General features: G+C 59.1%; 17 protein-coding genes. 9 read left to right on the top strand and 8 right to left on the bottom strand.

What is annotated here, in order from left to right; all coding sequences use genetic code 11:
* Positions 1-5: 5 nt before the first annotated feature.
* On the bottom strand, positions 6-1,508 hold the full coding sequence (locus AB4N91_RS11630) for an ATPase domain-containing protein (protein ID WP_010460440.1): 1,503 nt from the start codon (positions 1,506-1,508) through the stop codon (positions 6-8).
* 125 nt (positions 1,509-1,633) lie between these two features.
* Positions 1,634-2,689 (bottom strand): tetratricopeptide repeat protein, encoded by a 1,056-nt coding sequence (locus AB4N91_RS11635; RefSeq protein ID WP_010460438.1) that lies wholly within the window; start codon positions 2,687-2,689, stop codon positions 1,634-1,636.
* Between the two features lie 181 nt (positions 2,690-2,870).
* Between AB4N91_RS11635 and AB4N91_RS11640 the strand changes: the two genes are divergently transcribed.
* Positions 2,871-2,999 carry a hypothetical protein gene (locus AB4N91_RS11640; RefSeq protein WP_256577972.1) on the top strand — a complete coding sequence of 43 codons (129 nt, stop codon included), beginning with the start codon at positions 2,871-2,873 and terminating at the stop codon, positions 2,997-2,999.
* Positions 3,000-3,054: 55 nt separating this feature from the next.
* Here AB4N91_RS11640 and AB4N91_RS11645 read toward each other — a convergent pair whose 3' ends face one another.
* The 4 genes from AB4N91_RS11645 to AB4N91_RS11660 form a co-directional block, all read right to left on the bottom strand.
* Positions 3,055-4,476, bottom strand: a complete 1,422-nt coding sequence (locus tag AB4N91_RS11645; RefSeq protein WP_010460436.1) for an efflux transporter outer membrane subunit — start codon at positions 4,474-4,476, stop codon at positions 3,055-3,057.
* Positions 4,473-7,667: an efflux RND transporter permease subunit gene (locus AB4N91_RS11650; RefSeq protein ID WP_154504733.1), complete on the bottom strand. Its 3,195-nt coding sequence runs from the start codon at positions 7,665-7,667 to the stop codon at positions 4,473-4,475. The genes AB4N91_RS11645 and AB4N91_RS11650 overlap by 4 nt, the downstream gene beginning before the upstream one ends.
* 15 nt (positions 7,668-7,682) lie before the next feature.
* Positions 7,683-8,936 carry a multidrug efflux RND transporter periplasmic adaptor subunit MexE gene (gene mexE, locus AB4N91_RS11655; RefSeq protein ID WP_145307622.1) on the bottom strand — a complete coding sequence of 418 codons (1,254 nt, stop codon included), beginning with the start codon at positions 8,934-8,936 and terminating at the stop codon, positions 7,683-7,685.
* Positions 8,937-9,247: 311 nt separating this feature from the next.
* Positions 9,248-10,165 (bottom strand): LysR family transcriptional regulator, encoded by a 918-nt coding sequence (locus AB4N91_RS11660; protein WP_008156370.1) that lies wholly within the window; start codon positions 10,163-10,165, stop codon positions 9,248-9,250.
* 269 nt (positions 10,166-10,434) lie between these two features.
* Here AB4N91_RS11660 and AB4N91_RS11665 point away from each other — a divergent pair, with 269 nt between their 5' ends.
* The 4 genes from AB4N91_RS11665 to pgm all read left to right on the top strand — a co-directional run bounded on the left by AB4N91_RS11665 (position 10,435) and on the right by pgm (position 16,731).
* On the top strand, positions 10,435-11,457 hold the full coding sequence (locus tag AB4N91_RS11665; RefSeq protein ID WP_010460426.1) for a zinc-dependent alcohol dehydrogenase family protein: 1,023 nt from the start codon (positions 10,435-10,437) through the stop codon (positions 11,455-11,457).
* 560 nt (positions 11,458-12,017) lie between these two features.
* The gene (locus AB4N91_RS11670) at positions 12,018-13,496 is read left to right on the top strand and encodes a hypothetical protein (RefSeq protein ID WP_077747844.1); all 1,479 of its coding nucleotides are present in this window, start codon (positions 12,018-12,020) and stop codon (positions 13,494-13,496) included.
* Positions 13,497-13,563: 67 nt separating this feature from the next.
* Positions 13,564-14,964: an aminotransferase-like domain-containing protein gene (locus tag AB4N91_RS11675; protein WP_154911676.1), complete on the top strand. Its 1,401-nt coding sequence runs from the start codon at positions 13,564-13,566 to the stop codon at positions 14,962-14,964.
* A gap of 120 nt (positions 14,965-15,084) precedes the next feature.
* Positions 15,085-16,731 carry a phosphoglucomutase (alpha-D-glucose-1,6-bisphosphate-dependent) gene (gene pgm, locus AB4N91_RS11680; RefSeq protein ID WP_102593491.1) on the top strand — a complete coding sequence of 549 codons (1,647 nt, stop codon included), beginning with the start codon at positions 15,085-15,087 and terminating at the stop codon, positions 16,729-16,731.
* 187 nt (positions 16,732-16,918) lie between these two features.
* On the opposite strand, the gene AB4N91_RS11685 is transcribed toward pgm, so the two are convergent.
* Positions 16,919-17,614: a pirin family protein gene (locus AB4N91_RS11685; RefSeq protein WP_460112476.1), complete on the bottom strand. Its 696-nt coding sequence runs from the start codon at positions 17,612-17,614 to the stop codon at positions 16,919-16,921.
* A gap of 281 nt (positions 17,615-17,895) precedes the next feature.
* On the opposite strand from AB4N91_RS11685, the gene AB4N91_RS11690 reads away from it, so the two are divergent.
* Positions 17,896-20,370, top strand: coding sequence for a UvrD-helicase domain-containing protein (locus AB4N91_RS11690; RefSeq protein WP_460112477.1), 2,475 nt, complete (start codon positions 17,896-17,898; stop codon positions 20,368-20,370).
* 58 nt (positions 20,371-20,428) lie between these two features.
* Here the strand turns inward: AB4N91_RS11690 and AB4N91_RS11695 are convergent, their stop codons facing one another.
* On the bottom strand, positions 20,429-20,704 hold the full coding sequence (locus tag AB4N91_RS11695) for a DUF1652 domain-containing protein (protein WP_010460414.1): 276 nt from the start codon (positions 20,702-20,704) through the stop codon (positions 20,429-20,431).
* 263 nt (positions 20,705-20,967) lie between these two features.
* Here AB4N91_RS11695 and AB4N91_RS11700 point away from each other — a divergent pair, with 263 nt between their 5' ends.
* The 3 genes from AB4N91_RS11700 to AB4N91_RS11710 are packed head-to-tail and all read left to right on the top strand — an operon-like array spanning position 20,968 to position 23,624.
* Positions 20,968-21,783: a helix-turn-helix domain-containing protein gene (locus AB4N91_RS11700; protein WP_010460412.1), complete on the top strand. Its 816-nt coding sequence runs from the start codon at positions 20,968-20,970 to the stop codon at positions 21,781-21,783.
* Positions 21,784-21,833: 50 nt separating this feature from the next.
* Positions 21,834-23,240 (top strand): NAD(P)/FAD-dependent oxidoreductase, encoded by a 1,407-nt coding sequence (locus tag AB4N91_RS11705; RefSeq protein ID WP_010460410.1) that lies wholly within the window; start codon positions 21,834-21,836, stop codon positions 23,238-23,240.
* A gap of 42 nt (positions 23,241-23,282) precedes the next feature.
* Complete coding sequence (locus AB4N91_RS11710; protein WP_010460408.1) at positions 23,283-23,624, top strand: cupin domain-containing protein; 342 nt, start codon at positions 23,283-23,285, stop codon at positions 23,622-23,624.
* The last annotated feature ends 39 nt before the right edge of the window (positions 23,625-23,663 follow it).

Raw genomic sequence — 23,663 nt, forward strand, 5'->3', positions numbered from 1 at the left:
AACGCTCACCGTTCATCATCCTTGAGCAGTGGCTGGCTGGCACCCAGATAGGTTGGAACGCCGCGCAATACACCCTGGAATGCATCCAAAGGCTCGCCGATGGTCATGCCTGCGCTGCCGATGCGGTATTCGCGAATGGTCGATTCGTGGCTGCCGGTGCGTTTCTTGATAATTGAAATGGCCCGGCGAACCTTGCCTACCGCTTCGAAGTAGCGCAACAGAATCACCGTGTCAGCCAGATAAGTAATGTCGACCGGGGCCTGCATGTCCCCGACCAGCCCATGTTGGGCCACTGTCATGAACGTCGCGGCGCCTCGGCGATTGAGGTACAGCAGCAACTCGTGCATGTGTAGCACCAGCGCGTTTTCCTCGGGCATCGCGGCCTGATAGCCGTTGATGCTGTCGATCACCACCGTTTTGATGTTGCGCTCATCGACGCAACGACGAACCCGGTGCGAGAACTCGCCGGGGGACAGTTCGGCGGCGTCGACTTGCTCGATCAGCAGGTTGCCGGTGTCTTGCAGCGCCTGCAGGTCGATGCCCATGTTTTTCATGCGCTCGAACAGCAGTCCCAGCTCTTCATCGAAGATAAACAGCGCGGCTTTCTCACCCCGGGCGACGGCCGCGGCGGCGAAGATCATCGAGATCAGCGACTTGCCGGTACCGGCCGGGCCGAGAATCAGCGTGCTCGAACCGGTCTCGATGCCCCCGCCGAGCAGGGCGTCCATTTCCTTGATGCCGCTGGTCAACTGCTGGCGGATATAACCGCCGCGGTGTTCAGCGGCGACCAGACGAGGGAACACGTGCACACCGTCGCCCATGATGGTGAAGTCATGGAAACCGCCACGGTACTTTTGACCGCGATACTTCACGACACGTATGCGCCGGCGTTCGGCGCCGTAGTTCGGCGTCAGTTCTTCCAGGCGAACCACCCCGTGCGCCACGCTGTGCACGGTTTTATCGAGGGATTCGGTGGTCAGGTCATCGAGCAGCAGCACGGTCGCGTCGTAGCGCACGAAGTAGTGCTTGATCGCCAGGATCTGCCGGCGATATCGCAGGGAACTCTGGGCGAGCAAACGGATTTCGGAAAGGCTGTCGAGGACCACTCGGGTCGGCTTGACCCGTTCGACCACTTCGAAAATCTGCTTGGTTGCTTCGCCCAGCTCGAGGTCCGAGGAATACAGGAGGCTTTGCTGATGCTCGGCATTGAGCAGACTTTCTGGTGGTGTCAGTTCGAAGATGTGGATGTTTTCATCCAGCTCCCAACCGTGGGACAACGCCCCTTGGCGCAGTTCGCGCTCGGTTTCTGAAAGCGTGATGTACAACGAGCGCTCGCCGGCACGGGCGCCGGCCAACAGAAAATGCAAAGCGACGGTGGTTTTGCCGGTTCCGGGTTCACCCTCCAGCAAGAACACATGGCCGCGGGACAATCCACCGGCCAGGATGTCATCCAGACCGTCGATGCCGGTGGCGGCTTTTGCACTGAACAACTCGTTAGATGTAGACAAAAAAACCCTCTCATGACTAGGGGAAGCGAGGCAGCAGGCTTGAAGTGCCTGAATGGACTGCCTGATCACTTGACCTTTTGCCGTGGCGACGGTTCAACCTTTTTGCCGGTGTGATATCAGTGGCGTTATAAACCCTGCTGCAACGCCGGATCGTCTGGATTGAGTTGTTCCAGCTGCGCCAGAAGGATCTGCACGTTCTGCAATTGTCCGCTTTCTTTCCAGTAGTTGATGAGCAGCACACGCGCCTTGCGATCCGCCGGATGGCGCTGGACGATTTCCTGCAACTGTTTCTGCGCCGCTTCCAACTCTTGCTCGCCGTGCAACGTAGTCGCCAGGTCGTAGCGGTAATCCTTGTTGTTCGGCTCGATCTCGACCGCTTTGGACAGCCCAAGCAGGGCAAATTCACTTTGCCCGTGATGCAGCAACCAAAGCCCCAGGGCATGTTGCAGGTAGGCGGAGTCGGGTTGAGCCTTCAACTGTTTCGCCAGCAATTGCCGGGCTGCGTCGCTTTGGCCTTGTTTATCCAGCACTTCAATCTGCATCACCAACGCAGGCAGATTGCCCGGCTCCAGTTGCAGCGTGCGTTCCAGCGCCTGCTGCGCATCTTTCAGTTCGGCATTGTGCAAGTGCAGACGGGCCAACTGGTATTGGGTTTCGGCGCTTTCCGGGAGACTTTTCAGGTCCCGTTCCCAGGCATCGATGGCTTGCTGCAACGGCCCGAAATACAAGCCCAGGTCATCCGGCGATAAACCCAGCAGCGCGTTGATCGCGGCAGACCGGACGCTTTGTTCGCTGTCGTCGAGTAATGGTCCGATCAGCAAACTGCGCTGCCCACTCGGCACCAGTCCGCCAATGCTTTTGATGGCGGCGATGCGCACGTCGGCCGACGGGTTTTGCAGGTCTGCATCCGCCAGTTTCAAGGCCTGCGGGCTCGGGTAGTTCGGCAGTTCGGCATGCAGCCAGACACGGCGCTTGGGCGACAGGTCAGGGCGACCCAGCTGCTGGTAGAGCACCCGTGCGGCCCCCGGTTGCCCGGCACGTGCCTGGGTCAACGCTTCGCTATAGCCGCGCTTGATGGCTTCCGGCACCACGGGCGTCGTGCTGCGCAGGAAAAACCAGGCAAGAGCGATGGCGAACAGGACACAGAGGCTGATGAGCAAGTAGCGGCGGGACTGGGGCATGCAGGAATCCGGGGCTGGCAGCTTTTGCAAAGCTGTCAGCTTCGGTCAGGTGGGCGTGTGAGTCAAACCCTGACTCAGTCCGATGCCGGCGATTTTGCCTACAAGTCACGTCGACATTGAAACCCGTCGAAGCCCTGAAGCAGTGACTACGCTTGCTGGAGATGGCTCGAAGAGTGTTCCCATGCAACCGCTGCTCCAGTACTTCAAGGCGATGATCAACCCCGGGCTCAAAACCGACCCTGATCCCTGCTATGGCAACGGGCTCACATTGTCTTCTGAAAAAGCAAAAAAAAGCCCCGCGACCGAATGAGGCGCAGGGCTAAAAAGTTGGTTGGTTGCGGCCAACCAAAGGAGCTCTTTAAAAATTACTTGCTGGCGACCGTCTCTGGTTGCCAGCCACCGCCAAGGGCTTTGTAGATCGCGACAATGCCGCGATAAAGATCGGTTTCCGCCGAGGCCTGGGTATCTTCAGCCGCCAGACGCTCACGTTGGGCATCCAGCAGGACGAGGAAGTCCACGGTGCCTTCGCGGTAGCGGATTTGCGCCAGGTCTGCGGCGGCGCGGCTCGCTTCGCTTTGACGGATCAGCGAGATCAGCCGTTGCTGACGTTTACCGTAGTCGCTGAATGCGTTTTCCGATTCTTCCAGCGCCAGCAGCACTTGCTGTTCGTAAGTCGCCAGCGCGCCTTCGGCATCGGCATCGGCGCCGCGCAGACGGGCTCGCACGCTACCCAGGTCGAACGCAGCCCACGTAATGCTCGGGCCGAGCGCCCAGGCATTGGCCGCCGCAGAACCGATCTGCGAACCACGGCCGGCGGTAAAACCAAGGAAGCCGCTGAGGCTGACCCGAGGGAACAGATCAGCCTTGGCCACGCCTATACGGGCGGTGGAGGAGGCCAGTTTGCGCTCGGCGCTGAGGATGTCCGGACGACGTTGCAGCAACTGCCCCGGGTCACCGATCGGCAATGCTTTGGCAATGGCCGGCAAGTCTTTTGGACTCAAGTCGACAGTCAGCTTGTCCGGACGCTCGCCCAGCAGGGTGGCGATACGGTTTTTCTGCCGAACCTGTTCGGCCTGTAACTGCGGCACGCTGGCTTCGACCGAGGCCAGGCGTGCATCGGCACGCTCGACGTCCAGTTGATCGCCGACGCCGGCATCACGCAGGCTTTCGGTGATCTTGCGCGACTCCTGCTGGTTGTTCAGGTTGGCCAGGGCAATCTTTTCGCGCAACTGTGCGCCGCGCAATTGGCCATAAGAATCCACCAGTTCGGCAATCATGGTGACTTGCAGTTGGTACAGATCGGCTTCGAGCGCCTGCTGTTCGGCATCGGCGGACTCGAGGTTGCGCTGGATACGCCCAAACAGGTCGATCTCCCACGCCATGTCCAGGCCGAGGTCATAACGTTCGCTGTTGACCCGTTTGGTGGTCTGGCCCGGGATCTGACCCTTGCCCAAGTCACTGCTGGCGCGGCTGGTGATGGTGGGCATGGCGTCATTGCTGACGTCATCGCGAATCGCCCGGGCCGCTTTCCAGCGGGCGAAGGCCACGCGCAGATCACGGTTGCCTTGCAGCGATTGAGTCACCAACTGGTTGAGGGTCGGGTCTTCGAACTGCTGCCACCAGATGCCTTCGAAACGCGAGCGGTCGAAGTTTTTCTGGCCGGCAGCGCCGTCGGTGGCAGTGGTGATGTTGGCCGGCTCGGTGGCTGGTGTCTTGTAGTCCGGGCCGACGGCACAGGCACTCAAGGCCAGTACCAGAAGGCTCGGCAGGAAGGCTTTCAGGCTCATTGTTGCGCCTCCAGTTGCTTTTCCAGTTTTAGCGCCTTGGCCGCTTTGCGCTTTTCACCGCGCTCCACAAAGTTACGAATCAATACGTAGAACACGGGTGTCAGCAACAGACCGAAGAAGGTCACCCCGAGCATCCCGGAGAACACCGCCACACCCATGGCATGACGCATTTCGGCACCGGCACCGCTGGAGAAGACCAGAGGCACAACACCCATGATGAACGCGAAGGAAGTCATCAAGATCGGACGCAGACGCAGACGGCATGCTTCCAGGACCGCAGCCAGCGGGCTGAGACCTTCGTCCTGCTGTTTATCCTTGGCAAACTCGACGATCAGAATCGCGTTCTTACACGCAAGTCCCACCAGTACGATCAAGCCGATCTGAGTGAAGATGTTGTTGTCGCCTCCCGAAGCAATCACACCGATGATGGCCGACAGCAGGGTCATCGGTACGATCAGGATCACCGCCAGTGGCAGGCTCCAGCTTTCGTATTGGGCCGCGAGCACCAGGAACGCCAGCAATACGCAGAGCGGGAACACGAACAGCGCGGTGTTGCCGGACAGAATCTGCTGGTAGGTCAGGTCGGTCCACTCGTAGGTCATGCCGTTTGGAAGTTCTTCCTTGAGCAGTTTCTCGATCGCTGCCTGAGCCTGGCCGGAGCTGTAGCCTGGGGCTGCCGCACCGTTGATTTCAGCGGTGATGAAGCCGTTGTAGTGCATCACGCGGTCCGGGCCCGAGGTGTCGCTGACCTTGATGAAGGTCGCCAGCGGGATCATCTCGCCTTTGTTGTTACGCACTTTCAGCTGACCGATCTGGTCCGGTTCGAGACGGAACTGTTGTTCAGCCTGGACGTTGACCTGATAGGTGCGACCGAAGCGGTTGAAGTCGTTGGCATACAGCGAACCCAAGTAGATCTGCAGGGTGTCGAAGATGTCGCTGACAGCCACGCCGTGGGTCTTGGCCTTTTCACGGTCGATGGCGGCATCGACCTGCGGCACGTTCACGGTGTAGCTGGTGAACAGCGCGGCCAGTTCCGGCACGTTGTGGCTCTTGGTGATGATGTTCATGGTTTCTTTATACAGCTCGTCGTAGCCCAGGTTGCCCCGGTCTTCGATCTGCAGGCGGAAACCGCCGATGGTGCCCAGGCCTTGTACCGGCGGCGGCGGGAAGATCGCCATGTAGGCTTCCTGGATTCCGGCGAACTGGCCGTTCAATGCACCGGCAATCGCACCGGCCGACATGCTCGGGTCTTTGCGCTCGTCGAACGGTTTCAGGGTCACGAACACGATGCCGGCATTCGGGCTGTTGGTGAAACCGTTGATCGACAGGCCCGGGAACGCTACCGCACTTTCCACGCCAGGCTGTTTCAGGGCCAGGTCGGACATGCGTTTGATCACGTCCTCGGTGCGGTCAAGGCTCGAAGCGTCCGGCAGTTGCGCGAAGGCCACCAGGTATTGCTTGTCCTGGCCGGGTACGAAGCCGGTCGGGGTGTGGGCGAAACCGAAGAAGGTCAGCACCATCAGGCCTGCGTACAACAGCAGGGCAATACCGCTGCTGCGGATAACCCGGGCTACGGTGCCGACATAACCATGGCTGGCGCGTTCGAAGAACCGGTTGAACGGACGGAAAAGCCAGCCGCCCAACAGTTTATCAAGCACTTTGGTAAAGCGATCTTTCGGCGCATGGTGGCTCTTGAGCAGCACGGCGGCCAGGGCAGGGGACAGTGTCAGCGAGTTGAACGCCGAGATCACGGTCGAGATGGCAATGGTCAGGGCAAACTGTTTATAGAACTGGCCGGTGAGTCCCGAAATGAACGCCGCCGGAATAAATACCGCACACAGCACCAGCGCCGTCGCGATGATCGGCCCGGTCACCTCACGCATGGCTTTCTTGGTGGCTTCTACGGGCGTTTCTCCCAGCTCGATGTGCCTTTCCACGTTCTCCACCACCACGATGGCGTCGTCCACCACGATACCGATGGCCAATACCAGGCCGAACAGTGACAGGGCATTCAGCGAGAAGCCGAACAGGTGCATCACCGCAAACGTACCGATTAGCGAAACCGGCACCGCCACCAACGGAATGATCGAGGCACGCCAGGTTTGCAGGAACAGGATCACCACCAGAACCACGAGGATCAGCGCTTCGAAGAGGGTGTGGACCACCGCCTCGATGGAGCCGCGCACGAAGATCGTCGGGTCATAGACGATGCTGAAGTCCATGCCTTCCGGGAAGTTTTTCTTCAGTTCGGCCATCTTGTCGCGAACTTCGTTGGAGATCTCGATCGCGTTGGAGCCAGGGCGCTGGAAGATCGGGATCGCCACCGCAGGCTGGTTGTTCAGCAGCGAGCGCAATGCGTATTGGCTGGAGCCCAACTCAACGCGAGCGATGTCTTTCAGGCGCGTGATTTCACCGTTGTCGCCGGAGCGAATGATGATGTTCTCGAACTCTTCTTCAGAAACCAGACGGCCCTGAGTGTTGACCGACAGCTGGAACGCAGTGGCATTCGGCGCAGGGGGCGCACCCAGTGCACCGGCAGCTACTTGACGGTTCTGTTCACGAATCGCGGTTACCACATCGGTGGCAGTCAGGTTGCGCGAAGCGGTCTTGTTCGGATCGAGCCAGACTCGCAGCGAGTAGTCGCCCATACCGAACAGTTGCACGTCACCGACACCGCCCAGGCGCGCCAGCTCATCCTTGATGTTGAGCAAGGCGTAGTTGGACAAGTAGAGCATGTCGTAGCGTTTGTCCGGCGAGGTCAAGTGCACAACCATGGTCAGGTCGGGCGACGCCTTGTCGACGGTGATACCGATGCGCGTCACTTCTTCTGGAAGTTTCGGCTCGGTCCGGGTCACGCGGTTTTGAACCTGCACCTGTGCATTGTCCAGGTCAGTGCCCAGTGCGAAGGTGATGGTCAGGGTGATCTTGCCGTCAGCGGTAGACTGCGAGGACATGTACAGCATGTTCTCGACGCCGGTAATGGCTTGCTCCAAGGGAGCGGCCACGGTTTCACCGATGACTTTTGGGTTGGCGCCGGGGAAGTTCGCACGGACCACAACGGTCGGTGGCACGACTTCCGGGTATTCGCTGATCGGCAACTGGAACAGCGAGATGGCACCGGCGATCAGGATCAGCAGCGAAAGCACCGCTGCGAAGATCGGCCGTGAAATGAAGAATTGGGAAAAATTCATCAGAGTTGTCGTCCCTTAACCGCGTGGAGTCGCAGCAGCCAGTTTCACAACCGAACCCGGCGCGACCTTGGCAGGTGCGACTTGGGGCAGGTTGCTGGCTTCCAGCGCTTGTCGTTGTTGTGCGAGTGCCGCGAGGGTTTGTTCGCTGGCCATAGGGATCACTTCAGGGGTGACCGGCGAGCCAGGGCGAACCCGTTGCAGACCCTTGACGATGACGGTGTCATCCTTGTTCAGGCCGCTGCGCACGATGCGCAAGCCTTCGATCTTCGGCCCCAGTTCGACGGAGCGATAGGCCGTCTTGTTGTCGGCATCCATTACCAGCACGAATTTCTTGCCCAGATCGGTTCCGACCGCTTCGTCGTTGATCAGGACGGCGGAGTAAGTGCCGCTGCCGACCAGTTTCAAACGGGCATACAAGCCTGGGGTGTACTGTCCGTCAGCATTGTCAAAGACCGCGCGACCGCGGATGGTGCCGGTTTTCGGGTTGACCTGGTTGTCGACGAAGTTCATCACGCCCTGGTGCGGGTTGCCGTCTTCGTTGGACAGGCCGAGGTAAACCGGAGTGGTTGCACCGCGTTTGCCCTGGCGAGCGAGCTGGGTGTATTTGAGGAACACACGTTCGTCGGCGTCGAAGTAGGCGTAGACCTTATCGGTGGAAACAACGCTGGTCAGCGCGGTGGTGTCGGCGGTCACCAGGTTGCCGGCGGTGATTTCCGCACGGCTGACGCGACCGCTGATGGGCGCGGTGACGCGGGTGAAGCTCAGGTTCAGTTTGGCCAGGTCCAGTTGGGCCTGGAGAGCGCCGACGGCGGCGCGGGCTTCCTGGGCTGCACTGGTGCGCGAATCGGCCAGTTCGGCGGAGATCGCGTTGCTGGTGCGCAAGCGTTCGCCACGCTGGGCTTCGTTTTCGCTGCGGGTGGCGTTGGCGCGGCCTTGGGCAACCAGTGCTTCGAGGCGGCGGACCTCGGCCTGGAATGGGCGTGGGTCAATCTGGAACAGCAGGTCACCTTTCTTGACCAGTGCGCCTTCGGTGAAGGCCACTTCATCAATCTGGCCGGAGACCCGTGGACGAATTTCTACGGTTTCTGGCGCTTCAAGGCGCCCGGTGAATTCGTCCCACTCGTTGACCGGTTGTTCCAGGACCTTGGCGACGCTGACTTTCGCCGCAGGCATGGTAGCGGCAGACTCCGGAGCCTTGCCGCAGGCGCTCATCACCAGTACGGCCAACATGGCCAATGGGAAGCGCAAATGTTTGAGTGACTGTTCCATGGATGCATCCGCCAATGTATTGAGATGGGCGGATGATGAGCGGCGGGGTGGTATCGCACGAATCGAATGAAGCAAAGGTAACTATCATTCGGAATGATATAAGTCTGAAGCCAGCCCTCTAGCATGCGCCTTACATTGGACGGCGATCAATTGGATTGATGACAATTCTATGTTGCGCAGAATGCAAGGGATTGGCTTGAGACCGAGTCGCGGGCAAGCCCGCTCCCACAGGGAATTGTGGCGCTGATTAAATCCCTGTAGGAGCGAGGCTTGCCCGCGAAGAGGCCATCAGCCCCAACAAAAGATCAGGATCACGCCAGGCTATCCGGATCCCCGAAGAACATCTGGATCCTGGAGCGCAACCAACGTTCACCCGGGTCATTATCCTGCGACCCACGCCACGCCATGTGCAATTCAAAGCTGCGCACCGGCAAGGGCGGATCTTCAGCTCGCACCCCGCCAGCCGCCGTCAACGCCTCAGCGGTGTAGTCCGGCACCGTCGCGACAATATCAGTCCCGCTGATGAGTGTGCTGAGCCCGTTGAACTGCGGCACCGCGAGCACCACATGACGTTTGCGCCCGAGCTTTTCCAGTTCTTCATCTATAAAGCCGCTCAGGTCACCGGCAAACGACACCAGCGCATGGGGGCGGGCGCAGAAGTCATCGAGGCTCAATGGCCCCGGCACCGTATCGGCGCGCAACAGCTTCGGCATGCTGCGGCGCAGCACTTTGCGCTTGGCGTTGGCCGGCAGGTCGGCGGTGTAGCTGACGCCGATGGAAATCTCCCCCGAGGCCAACAGGCTCGGCATCAGGATGTAGTTGGCCCGACGCACCACCAATACGATCCCCGGCGATTCCGCACGCAAACGCTTGAGCAGCATCGGCAGCAGCGCGAACTCGACATCGTCCGACAGGCCAATGCGGAACACCGCCGTACTGGTCGCCGGGTCGAATTCTGCCGCACGGCTGACTGCCGTGGAAATCGAATCCAAGGCAGGAGAGAGCAGGGCGAAGATTTCCACCGCGCGAGCGGAAGGCTCCATGCTGCGCCCGGTGCGCACGAATAACGGATCATCGAACAGCCCGCGCAGGCGTGAGAGCGCCGCACTGATGGCCGGCTGGCCGAGGAACAATTTCTCCGCAGCACGGGTCACACTGCGTTCGTGCATCAATGTTTCAAAAACGATCAACAGGTTCAGGTCGACACGACGCAGGTCATTACGATTCATCTGGAGTCCTGGCAGAGTCATCAAGCTTGACGAGAGCGGCCATATGAGAACAATGGCCGGCATGAATATTACGGGGAAAGGCTGCTACTCTGCACCGAATAATTCAGTTTCCCTGGAACGGATGCTCCGGATTTTTACGATAACCGTTGATCCAATGGATGCTGCGGAATCAATGACAGGCATGTCGACTATTAATAGCCACTGATAGTCTTGGGTAGAAAGCCCAGATAGAGTTCAGGGCATTAGAGGTTTCTTTGACGAGGTTTGCGATGTCCCGCACGATCCGTTTTCACAAGTTTGGTCCAGCCGAGGTGCTCAAATGCGAAGAGCATGCGGCCGCTCTCCCTGCGCCGGGCGAAGTGCAGGTGCGCGTCGAGGCGATTGGCATCAGCTGGTACGACATTCTCTGGCGCCAGAACCTGGCCTCATCCCATGCTCGTCTGCCTTCTGGCCTTGGCCATGAGATGTCCGGCGTCGTGACAGCAGTCGGCGAGGGCGTCGATGACCTGGCAGTCGGTGACAAGGTCGCCAGCTTCCCGGCTGAAAGCCCCAACGACTATCCGGTCTATGGCGAGCAGATCGTTCTGCCTCGCTCGGCATTGACCCGTTATCCGGACGTGCTCAGCCCGATTGAAGCGGCCGTGCATTACACGCCGCTGCTGATTGCCTACTTCGCTTATGTCGATCTGGCGCGTGTCAAACCTGGGCAATTTGCCTTGGTGACTGACGCGAGCCACTGTGCCGGTCCATCGTTTGTGCAACTGGGCAAGGCATTGGGCGTGCGGGTAATTGCCGCCACCAAGACCGCTGAAGAACGTGAATACCTGCTGTCACTGGGTGCCGAGAAAGTAATCGTCACCGAGGAAGAGGATCTGCTCATGCGGATCAACAAAATCACCGACAACCGCGGCGTGGATGTGGTGTTCGATGGCCTCGGCGGTCCGCAGATGTCACTGCTGGGCGATGTGCTCGCGCCTCGTGGCAGCCTGGTGCTGTACGGCCTGCAAGGTGGTAACCAGACGCCGTTCCCGGCCTGCGCAGCGTTCCAGAAGAACATTCAGTTCTTCGTTCACTGCATCGGCAACTTCACTGGCAAGCCGGAGCTGGGCATCATCCAGGATCAGGTCGCACTGCAACGTGCCTTGCGCGACATCAACCAGCTGACCGCAGACCGCGTGTTGCTGCCACTCAAGACTCGGGTCTTTCCGTTTTCCGAGTTTGTCGAGGCGCACCGCTACATGGATGAATGCCCGTGTCGCGAACGGGTTGCGCTCCAGGTCGATCCGGCGTAACACCACTGAAAAAGTCCGTGCTTGCACGGACTTTTGCATTTCCCCCTCCGAAATTCCGAGACGTCCCCCTCAACCTGCGACGAGTCAGTTCAGCAACTGAACTGGTTTTTGCTCTCAATCTGTATCTTCTAATCACCCTATAAGCCCCGATAATTGAATGATTACTTTCATCTCAAGGAATGAGCTATGGCTGGGTATTGGACAGATACTTTTCTTCGCACTCCGGTAATACAAGCTCAACAAATAGCGTGTTATCGATCAATTGCCGAAAAATTAATTGCGACTTCTTTCTTTATTTCTCGTGCTACATGTCTGTGGGACGCTGTCGGACATTTCCTAGGATCCCTCGTGTGGTCGCAGGACCCTTGTCCTGCGGGGCTTTCCTGCCATCGTGTGCGGACAGGGTCACAAGTAAGCTCGATTCATTTCAAATAATTACTCAAAACTAAGTGTTAGGATTTCATATCAATCGAAACACTTTAATCATGTCAGTCAGCCGTGTGCGCAATGCACACAGTTGTTTGCGTGACATCGAACCTATGCGTAACAGGTAAACAATGATGACCCATACCCATGAACAGGCAATGAACTATGTTTATCAGCAAGTATTGCAGCGATTGCTGAGTTTTTTTTCACGCGCCGAGCGCACGGCACTGCAGCTGATGATTCAGCGCCTGGTGGTCTCCGCGGGTGGCATGGAGCGGATCGGCGAATACAAGGTGTTGTCGATCCAGTCCGGAACCCGCGACTGTTGCTACACGCTGGCATTGCTGCGCGCCGCACAATTGAGCATCGCTGGCCGGGCGCCTGCGACGTTCCAGCTGAGAGTCGCGACCTTGCGCACGAATGGCGCAAGCCCGATGGCCCTTGAAAACATCCATCACAGTTGCAGTGCGCTGTTTCTCTACGACGATCCTCGGGTCGAAGTGGTGATGGTCGATAACCGGGAAGTCCTGCCATTCAGCCATCTGGCGCCGGTCTCCGATGCAGGTCGCGAGTCAAATCGCCTCAATCTGTTGATGGTGGGTCATCGGCGAACCTGGAACGGGCCGCTTGACCTGTGGGATGACGGGTACCTGGCGGCGGGCGAGTTTTATGGGCAAATCTGCCGTTGGGACCGAGGCGTCGATGCGTTGGTCAGCAGCGATACACCTCGTCAGCAAAAGCAGTTCATGCATGGGTTGACCCGTGCGGCGCAAAAGGCTGGCCTCAATGCATCGAATGCCCCTGAATCCGGTTACGAGGAGCTGTTCGCGCGACTGGATGAACTGGGCAGCGATTGCTACCGCGAGTTTTATTCTGAGCATGGGCAGGCTGAGTGGCGGCCGGCCGAATCATTTGAAGCGTGTCGGCGCACAACCTTCATCGATATTCACGACATGCTGGTCAGCAATCTGGAAGATCGCTGGCCGCTACTCACCGATTTCCTCGGGTTTCAGCCTGACGAACTGGCGGCCCAGCTTAGTGATAACGAGTTTGTCAGCCTGACGATTTCTGCGCACGTTCGGGGGCTGGAGGCGTGTTTTGTTCATGGCCGCACCTATGAAGCAGGCGTCGCCGATTACGTACAGCGGGCCTTGGTCATGATGCGTCGCAAACAGCTTCCCGAGCGCTATTGCGAGCAGGTAATGGAAACGTTCGTTAACCCGACGACAATGTCCGACCAGCGTGCATTGGCAGCGGCGCAGGCCCAGAAAAGCCTGGGCTTGAGTGAGGCTCAACTGGTGTGCTTGCTGTTCGCGCCCTTCGTCGATAACGGCGCCTCGCTTGAGCGTTTTCTACGCCAATGCCATCCCGGTATGCTCGTGGCGTTGCCTGATCTGCACCGGGCGATGCAGGGCAAGTCGGCTCCCGAGCAGGTGCTGCAATGGATGGTCGACGTCAGCGGGTTGACCGTCAAGTTGATCGGCACGCTTTACCGGATGGGACCGGTTGCGAGGGGCGAAGGGCCGGGCCCGGCAGTCGGTAATGCGGATGAGCCTGCGCTGGACCTCGACGCGGGCAACGCCGCAAATGGCGAACGGTCAACGGGTCGTTGAAAATTCTCGGGGTTACCGCGCTCATCCACCCACCCCACGCGGCGCGTGGCGTGCTTGGTCATCACCCATGAAAGGACCCCGCGAAACCGACTTTGCCTATCAGGCGGTGTACCGTTACCTGACTAACCTCATCAACGAGCCCGTCAGCGACACGCGGGTCCGCCTCCCTTCATTAAGGCAATTGGCGGACCGTTTGAGCGTATCGATTTCGACGATTCAGTACGCCTATTCGCTGCTGGAAAAGGAAGGGCGGGTGTATTCGGTCGCCAAATCCGGCTATTACGCGCTGCCGGTGTCGTCCATTCACCCGCTCAGCAGCGGCAATGACCTGCTCGAGACGGTCTATGTGAACGCCAGGCGACCGGGGATGCTGGTGTTGAGCGCGGATGAACCGGCGTTGTTGCAGCCCTTGGACAGCCCGCTGTTGCTGCTTGAAAGAGAACTGCTGCGTCAATATCCGCGTCAGCCGCAACCGACTTCACAACCTTGTGGTGAACTGGAACTGCGCGCCGCACTGGCCGCACGCTATACCTCGTCTCCGGCACGTTGCTGGCACGCCGATAATGTCTACATTGGCGCCGATTTGCGTGGTGTCCTGGAAATACTGATCGCTGTACTGTGTCTCAAAGATGCCATGGTAGTCGTCGAATCGCCCTGCGACTGGATGATCCTGCGCTTGCTCCAGGACGCTGACGTCCAGGTCATCGAGTTGCCCCTGCAACCCCATGGCGGCCTGGACCTTGAGCAGCTCAAGCAACTGCTGGAGACCAAGCCGGTACGGCTGGTCATGCTTTCTTCCGGCCTCAACATGCCGCGCGGCAGCGTGGCTTCCCACAGCAACAGGCAGTCAACCGCTGAACTGCTGGAGCGTCATGGCAGTTGGGTGTTGGAGAACGACTGCTATGGCGAGCTCGCATTCGAGCCCGACGGCCTGCGGTTTCGCGATCTGCTGAACCCGGACCGGCTGATCGTTTTCTCCACCTTCGAAAAATCCATCGGGCCGGAAGCGCCTTATGGTTATCTGCTCTCGCGGCAATTGAGCGTCGAACTGCAGCGGCATTTCTTGTTACGTTCATTCCGGTTGTCACCGATTCGCCAGAAAGCCATCGCACGGCTTTACAGCAATGGACGAATCGATCAGCACTTGCTGGTATTGCGCCGGCTGCTCAAGGACCGCAAGGTGCACATGACCCAACTGTTGCAGGAGCGTCTGGGGGATGCCTTGCACTTTGTCGAACCCTTGGGCGGTGCGACGATTTGGGTGCAATCGCTGCGTCAGGTCGATGTGCGTCGGGTGTTCCAGCGCCTGCTCAGGCACCAGGTGGTGATTGCGCCAGGGGAGCTGTTCAGCCTCCAAGGGTTGCACGCGCAACACTTGCGCCTGAGCCATACCTTCGGCGGCGACCACGACCTCGCGGCGGCCATGGGTTTGCTGGGCGATGCCTTGCGCCTGGAATCGATCGATTGAGCAGGGGTGGGGCTTTGGCGATTGATAACATTTCCCTCGGGATCGATAACGTCGCGCTGCGGTCAAACTGCCAGTAAACTGCGCTCCTACTCCTGAACCACTCTATTCCAGAGGTTTTGCATGACACTCAGTCCTTTTGCGGGCAAACCGGCACCGGCAGAATTGTTGGTCGACATCCCGCGACTGGTAACGGCCTATTACACCGGCCAGCCTGATGCCGCCATCTCTACCCAACGCGTAGCCTTCGGCACGTCCGGACACCGAGGCAGCTCGTTCGATCTGAGTTTCAACGAATGGCACGTTCTGGCGATCAGTCAGGCGATCTGCCTGTACCGCGAAGCCCAGGGTATCGATGGTCCGCTGTTTGTCGGCATCGACACCCACGCACTGTCCACCCCGGCCGGCGCCAGCGCCCTGGAAGTGCTGGCCGCGAACGGCGTGACCGTGATGATCGCCGAGGGTGACGAATACACGCCGACCCCGGCGATTTCCCACGCGATTCTTTGCTACAACCGCGGCCGTACCTCGGGCCTGGCGGACGGTATCGTCATCACGCCATCGCACAATCCGCCGCAAAGCGGTGGCTACAAATACAACCCCACCAACGGTGGACCGGCCGATACCCACATCACCAAGTGGATCGAAGCGAAGGCCAACGAGCTGCTGGGCAACAAGCTGGCCGGCGTCAAACGCATCAGCTACGAGCAGGCATTGAAGGCCGGCACGACCCATCGTCACGATTACCTCAACACCTACGTCGCCGACCTGATCAACGTGATCGACTTCGATGCCATCCGTGGTGCCAAGCTGCGTCTGGGCGTTGATCCGCTGGGCGGAGCAGGGGTGCGCTACTGGTCGGCGATTGCCGAGCACTACCGTCTGGACCTGGAAGTGGTGAACAAACAGGTCGACCCGACGTTCCGCTTCATGACAGTCGACTGGGACGGGCAAATCCGGATGGACCCCTCGTCGAGCCATGCCATGCAAGGCCTGATCGGTCTGAAAGAGCGCTTTGACGTAGCGTTTGCTTGCGACCCGGATCACGATCGCCATGGCATCGTGACCCCGTCCGGTGGTCTGCTGGCACCGAACAGCTACCTCGCCGTTTCCATCGATTACCTGTTCCAGAACCGTCCACAGTGGCGCGCCGATGCTGCCGTGGGCAAAACCGTGGTCAGCAGCGGCTTGATCGATCGTGTGGCCAAGCGCCTGGGCCGTCGCCTGTACGAAGTGCCGGTCGGATTCAAATGGTTTGCTGACGGTCTGTTCGACGGTTCGCTGGGCTTTGGCGGCGAAGAAAGCGCGGGGGCCTCGTTCCTGCGCAAGGACGGCGGCGTCTGGAGCACCGACAAGGACGGCTTGATTCCGGCATTGCTGGCGGCAGAAATGACCGCTCGTACCGGTCGCGACCCGAGCCAGGCCTACCGTGCGTTGACTGACGAGCTCGGCGAACCGTTCTCGGTGCGCGTCGACGCCAAGGCCAACCCTGAACAGAAGGCCTTGTTGAGCAAGCTGTCACCGGATCAGGTCACCTCGACCCAACTGGCGGGCGAAGCGATCCAGAGCATCCTCAGCCACGCGCCGGGTAACGACCAGGCCATTGGCGGTTTGAAAGTCATGACCGAGAACGGCTGGTTCGCGGCACGGCCTTCGGGGACTGAAGATATTTACAAGATTTACGCTGAGAGCTTCGTCAGTGACGAGCACCTCAAGCAGTTGGTTGCAGAAGCTCAGACCCTGGTGGATGGCGCTATTTCTGCGAAGTGATTGAGCGACCCTTTGCGGTCAAGCCTCGCTCCTGCATGGGCGGAGTCGATCACATGATTGTGGGCGATATCTATCCAGTAGGAGCGAGGCTTGCCCGCGAAGACGCCAGCACGGCCACTCAGGATTCAGATGTAAAAAAGGGGCGACCATCAACGGTCGCCCCTTTTTTTGCCCTGCATTTACCCGATCAAGCCAGATCCACCAACACGATCTCACTGTCCTCAATCGCAGTCACCCGCAACACCTGCTCATCCGCCACGGCAACACCGTCTCGAGCTTGTGCACGCAAGCCATTGACTTCAATGACCCCGGTAGCCGGAACCAGATAAGCGCGACGGCCACTGTCCAGGCGATACTCGGCGGTTTCACCGGCCTTCAGATTGGCGGCCACCAGCCGTGCATCGGCACGGATTCGCAGGCTTTGATCGTCACCCGCCTTACCGCTGGCCAACGTCACGAAGCCTTCACGTTGGCCTTTCGGGAATGGCTTGGCGCCCCATGAGGGGGCCAGGCCTGATTCGTTCGGGATGATCCAGATCTGAAAGATCCTGGTTTCGTTCGCTTCCAGGTTGTATTCACTGTGAGCGATCCCGGTGCCGGCGCTCATGACCTGAACGTCGCCCGCTTCGGTGCGGCCCTTGTTGCCGAGGTTGTCTTCGTGGGTAATTGCACCTTCACGAACATAGGTGATGATTTCCATGTCCCGGTGCGGGTGTTTAGGGAACCCAGTGCCGGAGGCAATCACGTCGTCGTTCCATACCCGCAGGTTGCCCCAGTTCATGCGTTTCGGGTCGTGGTACTCGGCGAACGAAAAGTGGTGGTGGGCATCCAACCAGCCATGGTGGGCGCCGCCCAGGGAGTTGAAAGGTCTGAGTTCAAGCATGATCGTCTCCTGAAAAAGGTTCGTCATGGGGCAGAGCGCCTGAGCCACGAAACGAGAACCGGTGGTTGATGGCGGGCATCATCTATCAGGCACCAATCGATAAAAAGCGTAAAAAATGCCTCATCATGATCGGATAAGTTGATATCAAATAACCTCGAAACGTTCTCATCCAGCCTTCACTTCATCGTATAAGCCAATGACCTGTAAGCATTTCACTAGAACTCAACGGCAAATACGGACACCATAGCCCTCGTCAGCCTCACACCCTGGAGTCAGCCCGCGTGCCGCAACACACCCCCGATCTTCCTCCCGAACTTCGTCCCCTGGCCGAGATGCCACTGCTCAAGCGCCTCGCCGCCCGGTTCTTTGGCCATGGCTTGACCCGGCTGCGCGCGCAACACCGTGCCTCGTGGTTGCACGGGCAAGCCGATGGGTTTCGCAGTGGTCACAGCGCCGGGGTCGATTACGGCTATAAGGAAGGCAAAGCCGAGGGGTTGGAAGAAGGCCGGCAGGTCCTGCTGATCCGCGATTCGCGCTCCACCGAGCACCGGCCACCTAATGTCGATAGCAACTTGTTCGACGATTGGCGCCTGCCACTCAGCACTGAGCTTAAGAAGCGCGTGAAGGCCGATGTCGCCCGACTGCTGCCACCTCACGCCCAGCCCAGCGCCGCCCAGTGGAAAATGATTTTCAGCGACACGCCTTCGACGTCGGTGATTGCCGGGGCGGGTGCAGGCAAGTCGACGACACTGGTCCTGCGTATCCTGCTGCTGACCCATTACCTGGGCTTCGAGCTGAGCTCGATGACCGTGGTGACCTTCACCCGCGAGTCGCGCAAGGACTTCATTAATAAGCTGATCGAATTGTTTGGTGTGTGGGGCCGGGCACTGAGCCTCAAGGAGGCGCGCGACCTGGTGCGCACCTTCCACTCGCGAATCCTGCCGATGGTTCGCAGCCTGCCGGGCTTCGAGCGCCTGCAAGCATTCGAAAACCTCAGCAATCGCGCGCAAAACGGCGATGAGGACGTCGACAGCAATCCCTTCGACCTGCGCATCAATGACGCGCAGCGTCAGCAACTCAATGCGTGTTTTCACAGCCTGCACACTCGCGATGAGCGTTTTCGCGAACTGATCAAGCCATTGTCCCGTCATGCCTTGCAACTCAAGGAGCTTGAGCGCGATCACCCCGACGTGCAGAAGCGCGTGGCGGTGACCGAGTTGGCGGCCAAACGTGACGAGGAGCTCTGCGACACGATTGAAGACCTGTGGTTTCGTGCCGGCGCCTGGCCAATAAAAGGCATCGAGCCCAATCGGCAGGCTTTCGATATCAATGGTGCGACTTTCCATTGTCACGGCTACATCCCCACGCTGGACGCCTGGGTCGTACTCGGTTTTGACCCACGGGAAAATCCGCAGGTCTGCCGCCCGAATGCCAAGTTGACTGTCCGCGCGGAATGGGCGGTGAAGCGCACCCTGTTTCAAGCTTTCTGTCGTAAACCCTTGATATGGCTGGATAGTTACGAATCATCAAGGCGCGTACTGGCTTCCCTGGCAGGGGATGCCAGTGCCGGTCCGGGTTTCGATTACAAGGTCAAAGGTGAGCTGGGATCAGCCCCCTTGCTGGATTGTTTTGTGGCCGCCGCCGGGTTTATCGAAAACCTCGGCCTGGATGTTCCGAGTGCCGTAGGCCAGATGAGTTTCGCCAAGGATGACCCGGACCGGTATTTCTTCGAAGCTCTGAGCCTGTTCTGGCGCGCCCTGGAAGATCATTTGCTTGATCAAAAACCACCGGTGATGACCTACAACCGGATGTTTGCCTTGTTTAGCGAGCATTCCCCGGAAAACCTGAAGCTGCTGAGCGATGAGCTGCTAAGGCCCTTGTCACACCTGATGATCGACGAATTTCAGGACGTATCGCCGCAAATTGTCTCGTGGATCCGTGCCAGTCTGGCCGAGATCCGCAGTCGCGGCCCGGCGATGCATGTGGGGCGAGGCGCGCAACGTTCCTCCTTGCTCTGCGTCGGCGATGACTGGCAGTCCATTTATGGCTGGCGCGGCAGTTCTCCAGCGTATTTCATGGAGTTCAACAAGGAATTCCCGTCACCGAGCACGACCAAAGTGATGCTCAGCGACAATTTCCGCAGTCATCAGCACATCATTGATGCGGCCGAGCATATCGTCCGCGCAGCGCCGTCGATCGCCGGGAAAAAGGCCAAGGCCAGCGGTGAACCCAAGGCACTGTTGCCGGTGAACGTCATGGATCGGGATGATCAAGGCATGGCTCAACGCCTGATCCAGCATTACCGACAAGGTGATTCAATCTTGATGCTTTATCGAAAAAGCAGCGATAAGTTATTGATTGAACAACATATTCAGTCTGTAGTTAATGTGGATTCTAACTTGCCATATGAAGCACGGCGCATCAAACAGCTGACGTATCACAGCGCCAAGGGCTTGCAGGCTGACGCGGTGTTTTTGCTGGGTGATTGTCAGCATCTGACCAGTTCTCCCTACAAGAATCAGGTCTATCGCATGGCGGGCCTTGGCAAGACGGGCGACAACGAGCCATACGACAACGCACAGAAAGACGAAATCCTGCGGCTGGCTTACGTCGGCATCACTCGGGCGGTGAGTCATTGCTACTGGTATGTCGACGGGCAGGATACTCAGGCGGCGAACATGCCCAAGGCATCTGACCGGATTGGCAAGGACAAGCCATTCTTTGCTGATCATCGCCAGGGTCAGAAACTGGCCTGAACCCGAGCCCCACAAAAAAAGCCCACATGATGTGGGCTTTTTGTTGGGCGTTTGGCCTTCAGGCATAACTCTTGAAGGCCTGGGGAGGTATGAAAGACTCTAGCTCGTCTTCCACGGCTTCGATTATTCGTTCTACGTCCGCGGCATTCATCACGGTTGCGCATGGAATGCCTGCAATGGCGATCATGGTCTCGCCACTGGCGCGGTCAAACAGGCGGGCAATCATGCTGCCCGGCGCGTCCATGCTCGCCTCGAATCCCATGGGATGGAAATGCCAGCGCATCAGCTGACAGGCGTTTGGAAACGTAACTTTGCTGAAAGACCCTTTATTCATGTGTTGCCCGCCTTCTTCATCGAGCGCTTCCTTTAGCTCATGTTAGGAGGGAAGAGCCTTCAATGGCTCAACCGGTGACTGCCTTTAAAAGTAGCACCCGGATGTGAAAACCATGTGATTTTTTTCAGTCCGTTTGGCGATTGCTACCGTTTTTTTGATATGGATCACGTGCCGGGCCTTGCTCGGCGTTACCGGCGATCAGGCGTGGTCATTGAAGCCGCGGCCGAACTTCGGCAAGCTCGGCTTTTTTCGTCGAGTCCCTTATGCACGCCGATGATGATGGCCCGCTGCAAACAAAGGCCACGGGCGAGACGGTCATGCGCTACCACCTGTGCTGGAAACACCGGGATCTGGACGGGGTCATGGCGCTTTATCACCCGGACATTCAGTACAACGACTTTTTCCAGAACCGGATCATGGGCCTGGATGAGTTGCGTGAGTACGTGCGCGGCAGCATGCCGCGTAACCCGGACGAAGCGCTGGAGCATTCCGATCGCATACGGCTGGACGGCAACACTGCGTTCATCCAGTACCAGATGACCTTGCGCGGCGGCGAAGGGCTGGTGTCGTTCCGTTCCAGTGAAGCGATCACGGTGCGCGACGGGTTGATCTGGCGAGTCAACGAATACGCATCACTGGTGCGCGAACAACCGCAACGCAACACCGCTACGAATTCGCGCCCGGCCGCCAGCCGACTTGGGCTTTCACCGCGCCAGCTGAGTTTCATGGCTGAGGACCTGCAACAGTATTTCCAGCGCCAGCAGCCTTATCTGGATCCCGAGCTCGATCTGCAACGGGTGGCGCAGGAGTGCGGGTACAGCCGCAATCAGATTTCCTATCTGCTGAATCAAGTGTTGGGCCAGAGCTTCTATCGCTATGTCAATCAGGCGAGGCTGCAGCATTTACTCGCGGCGCTGGACGCCGCCATGCCACCGCTGCGCATTGATGAGCTGGCGTTTGCCGCCGGCTTCAACTCCTTGTCGGCGTTCTACAGTTGTTTTCGCCAGCACACAGGGCTGTCGCCCAAGGCTTACGTCAAACAAATTTCTTTGCGTGCACGCGCGCACGACAGCCCCTGAGGTCACGCACTAGGATCGACGCCATCGAAGTTTGAGTGGCGGAGTCTGGCATGTCGGCGTGGCGCACTATCAGTTTGTGGATGGATCAACTCGACGAGCCGTTGCTGGCGCGTCCTGCGCTGGAACATGACCTGGACGTCGACGTGGCTATCATCGGCGCAGGCTACACCGGGCTCTGGACCGCGTATTACCTCAAGCGCCTGGCGCCAGGCCTGGACATTGCCATCGTCGAAGCGCAAACCGCCGGTTTTGGCGCGTCGGGCCGCAACGGCGGCTGGCTGATGGGTAACTTGCTGGGCGAGGACCGTCTGTTGGCGGGTTTGCCGCCAGACCAACGTCGGGCCTCTTTCGATCTGCTGCACAGCATTCCTGATGAAGTCGAGATTGTCATCGAACGGGAGGGCATCGACTGCGATTATCGCAAAGGCGGGGTGTTGTACTGTGCCGCGCGTTATCCCGAGCAGGAAACCAGCCTGCGCGACTATCTGGACAAGCTTTACCGCCAAGGCCTGACCGAAAGCGATTACCGCTGGCTCAGCCCGGAGCAACTGACGCAACAGATCAGAGTGGCGAAGCCTTATGGCGGTATCTATGCACCGCACGTTGCGACCATTCACCCGGCAAAGTTGGTGCGAGGCCTGGCAGAAACGGTCGAGCGCATGGGTGTCAAAATCTACGAAAACAGCGCGGTCACGCAGTGGCAGTCGGGGAGTTTGCGCACGGCAAAGGCTCAGGTCCGCAGCCGCTGGATCGTGCCGGCGGTAGAAGGTTATTCGGTCACGTTGCCACCCCTCGGCCGTTATCAGTTACCGGTACAAAGCCTGATTGTCGCCACCGAACCATTGTCTGCTGCGACCTGGGACGAAATCGGCCTGAGCCGCGGCCAGGCGTTCAGCGAAAGCAGTCGACAGGTCACCTACGGCCAGCGTACGGCCGACAACCGCCTGGTGTTCGGCGCCCGGGGCGGCTACCAGTTTGCCGGAAAATTGCGCCATGACTTTGACCTGACCACCAGCGAAGTGGAGTTGCGGCGCTACCTGTTCAGCGAACTCTTCCCGCAACTCAAGAACGTGCAGATTACCCACGCATGGGGCGGCAACCTGGGCATGTCCCGGCACTTCAAGCCGCACATGCTCTGCGATCAGGCCAGCGGCATTGCCTTGTCCGGCGGTTATGGCGGGGAGGGCGTCGGCGCCAGCAACCTGGGCGGCCGAACCCTGGCGGATCTGATTCTTGAGCGCGATACCGAACTGGTTCACCAGCCTTGGGTCATGCCTCAAGGCGGTCTGGACACGCTCCGGGCCTGGGAACCCGAACCCTGCCGCTGGCTGGGTTACAACGCAATCATCCGCAGCTTCGTCCACGAAGACCAGACCCTGGCCAACCCGGCGACAGCCCCTTGGCGCCGCAAACTGGCGAGCAAGGTGGCGGGGTTCATGGAAGGTTTCATGCACTGAACAGCACGCTTTCATCTACAGGCTCAATCGACAGGTACTCCCATGGGCATCACGCAATTCAAGAACACCGCAACACTGGAACTGGAGGAGTCGAACCCCGTCGCCGTGCCGTTGGGAGCGCCGGTGGCGGTGGCTTCGACCACCAGCGTCGAACGCGACGACGGCGTCGAAACCGGCGTCTGGGAATGCACGCCCGGCCGCTGGCGCCGGCAGATCGTTGCCCAGGAATTCTGTCACTTCATCCAGGGGCGCTGCACGTTCACCCCGGACGACGGTGAAACCCTCTACATCGAAGCCGGCGACGCACTGATGTTGCCGGCCAACAGCCTCGGCATCTGGGATATCCAGGAAACCGTGCGCAAGACCTACGTTTTGATTTTTTGATTTTTGATCCTTTGATTGCCTGCCAAAAACAACCCATAC

The organism is Pseudomonas sp. H3_D04 (assembly GCF_054669175.1).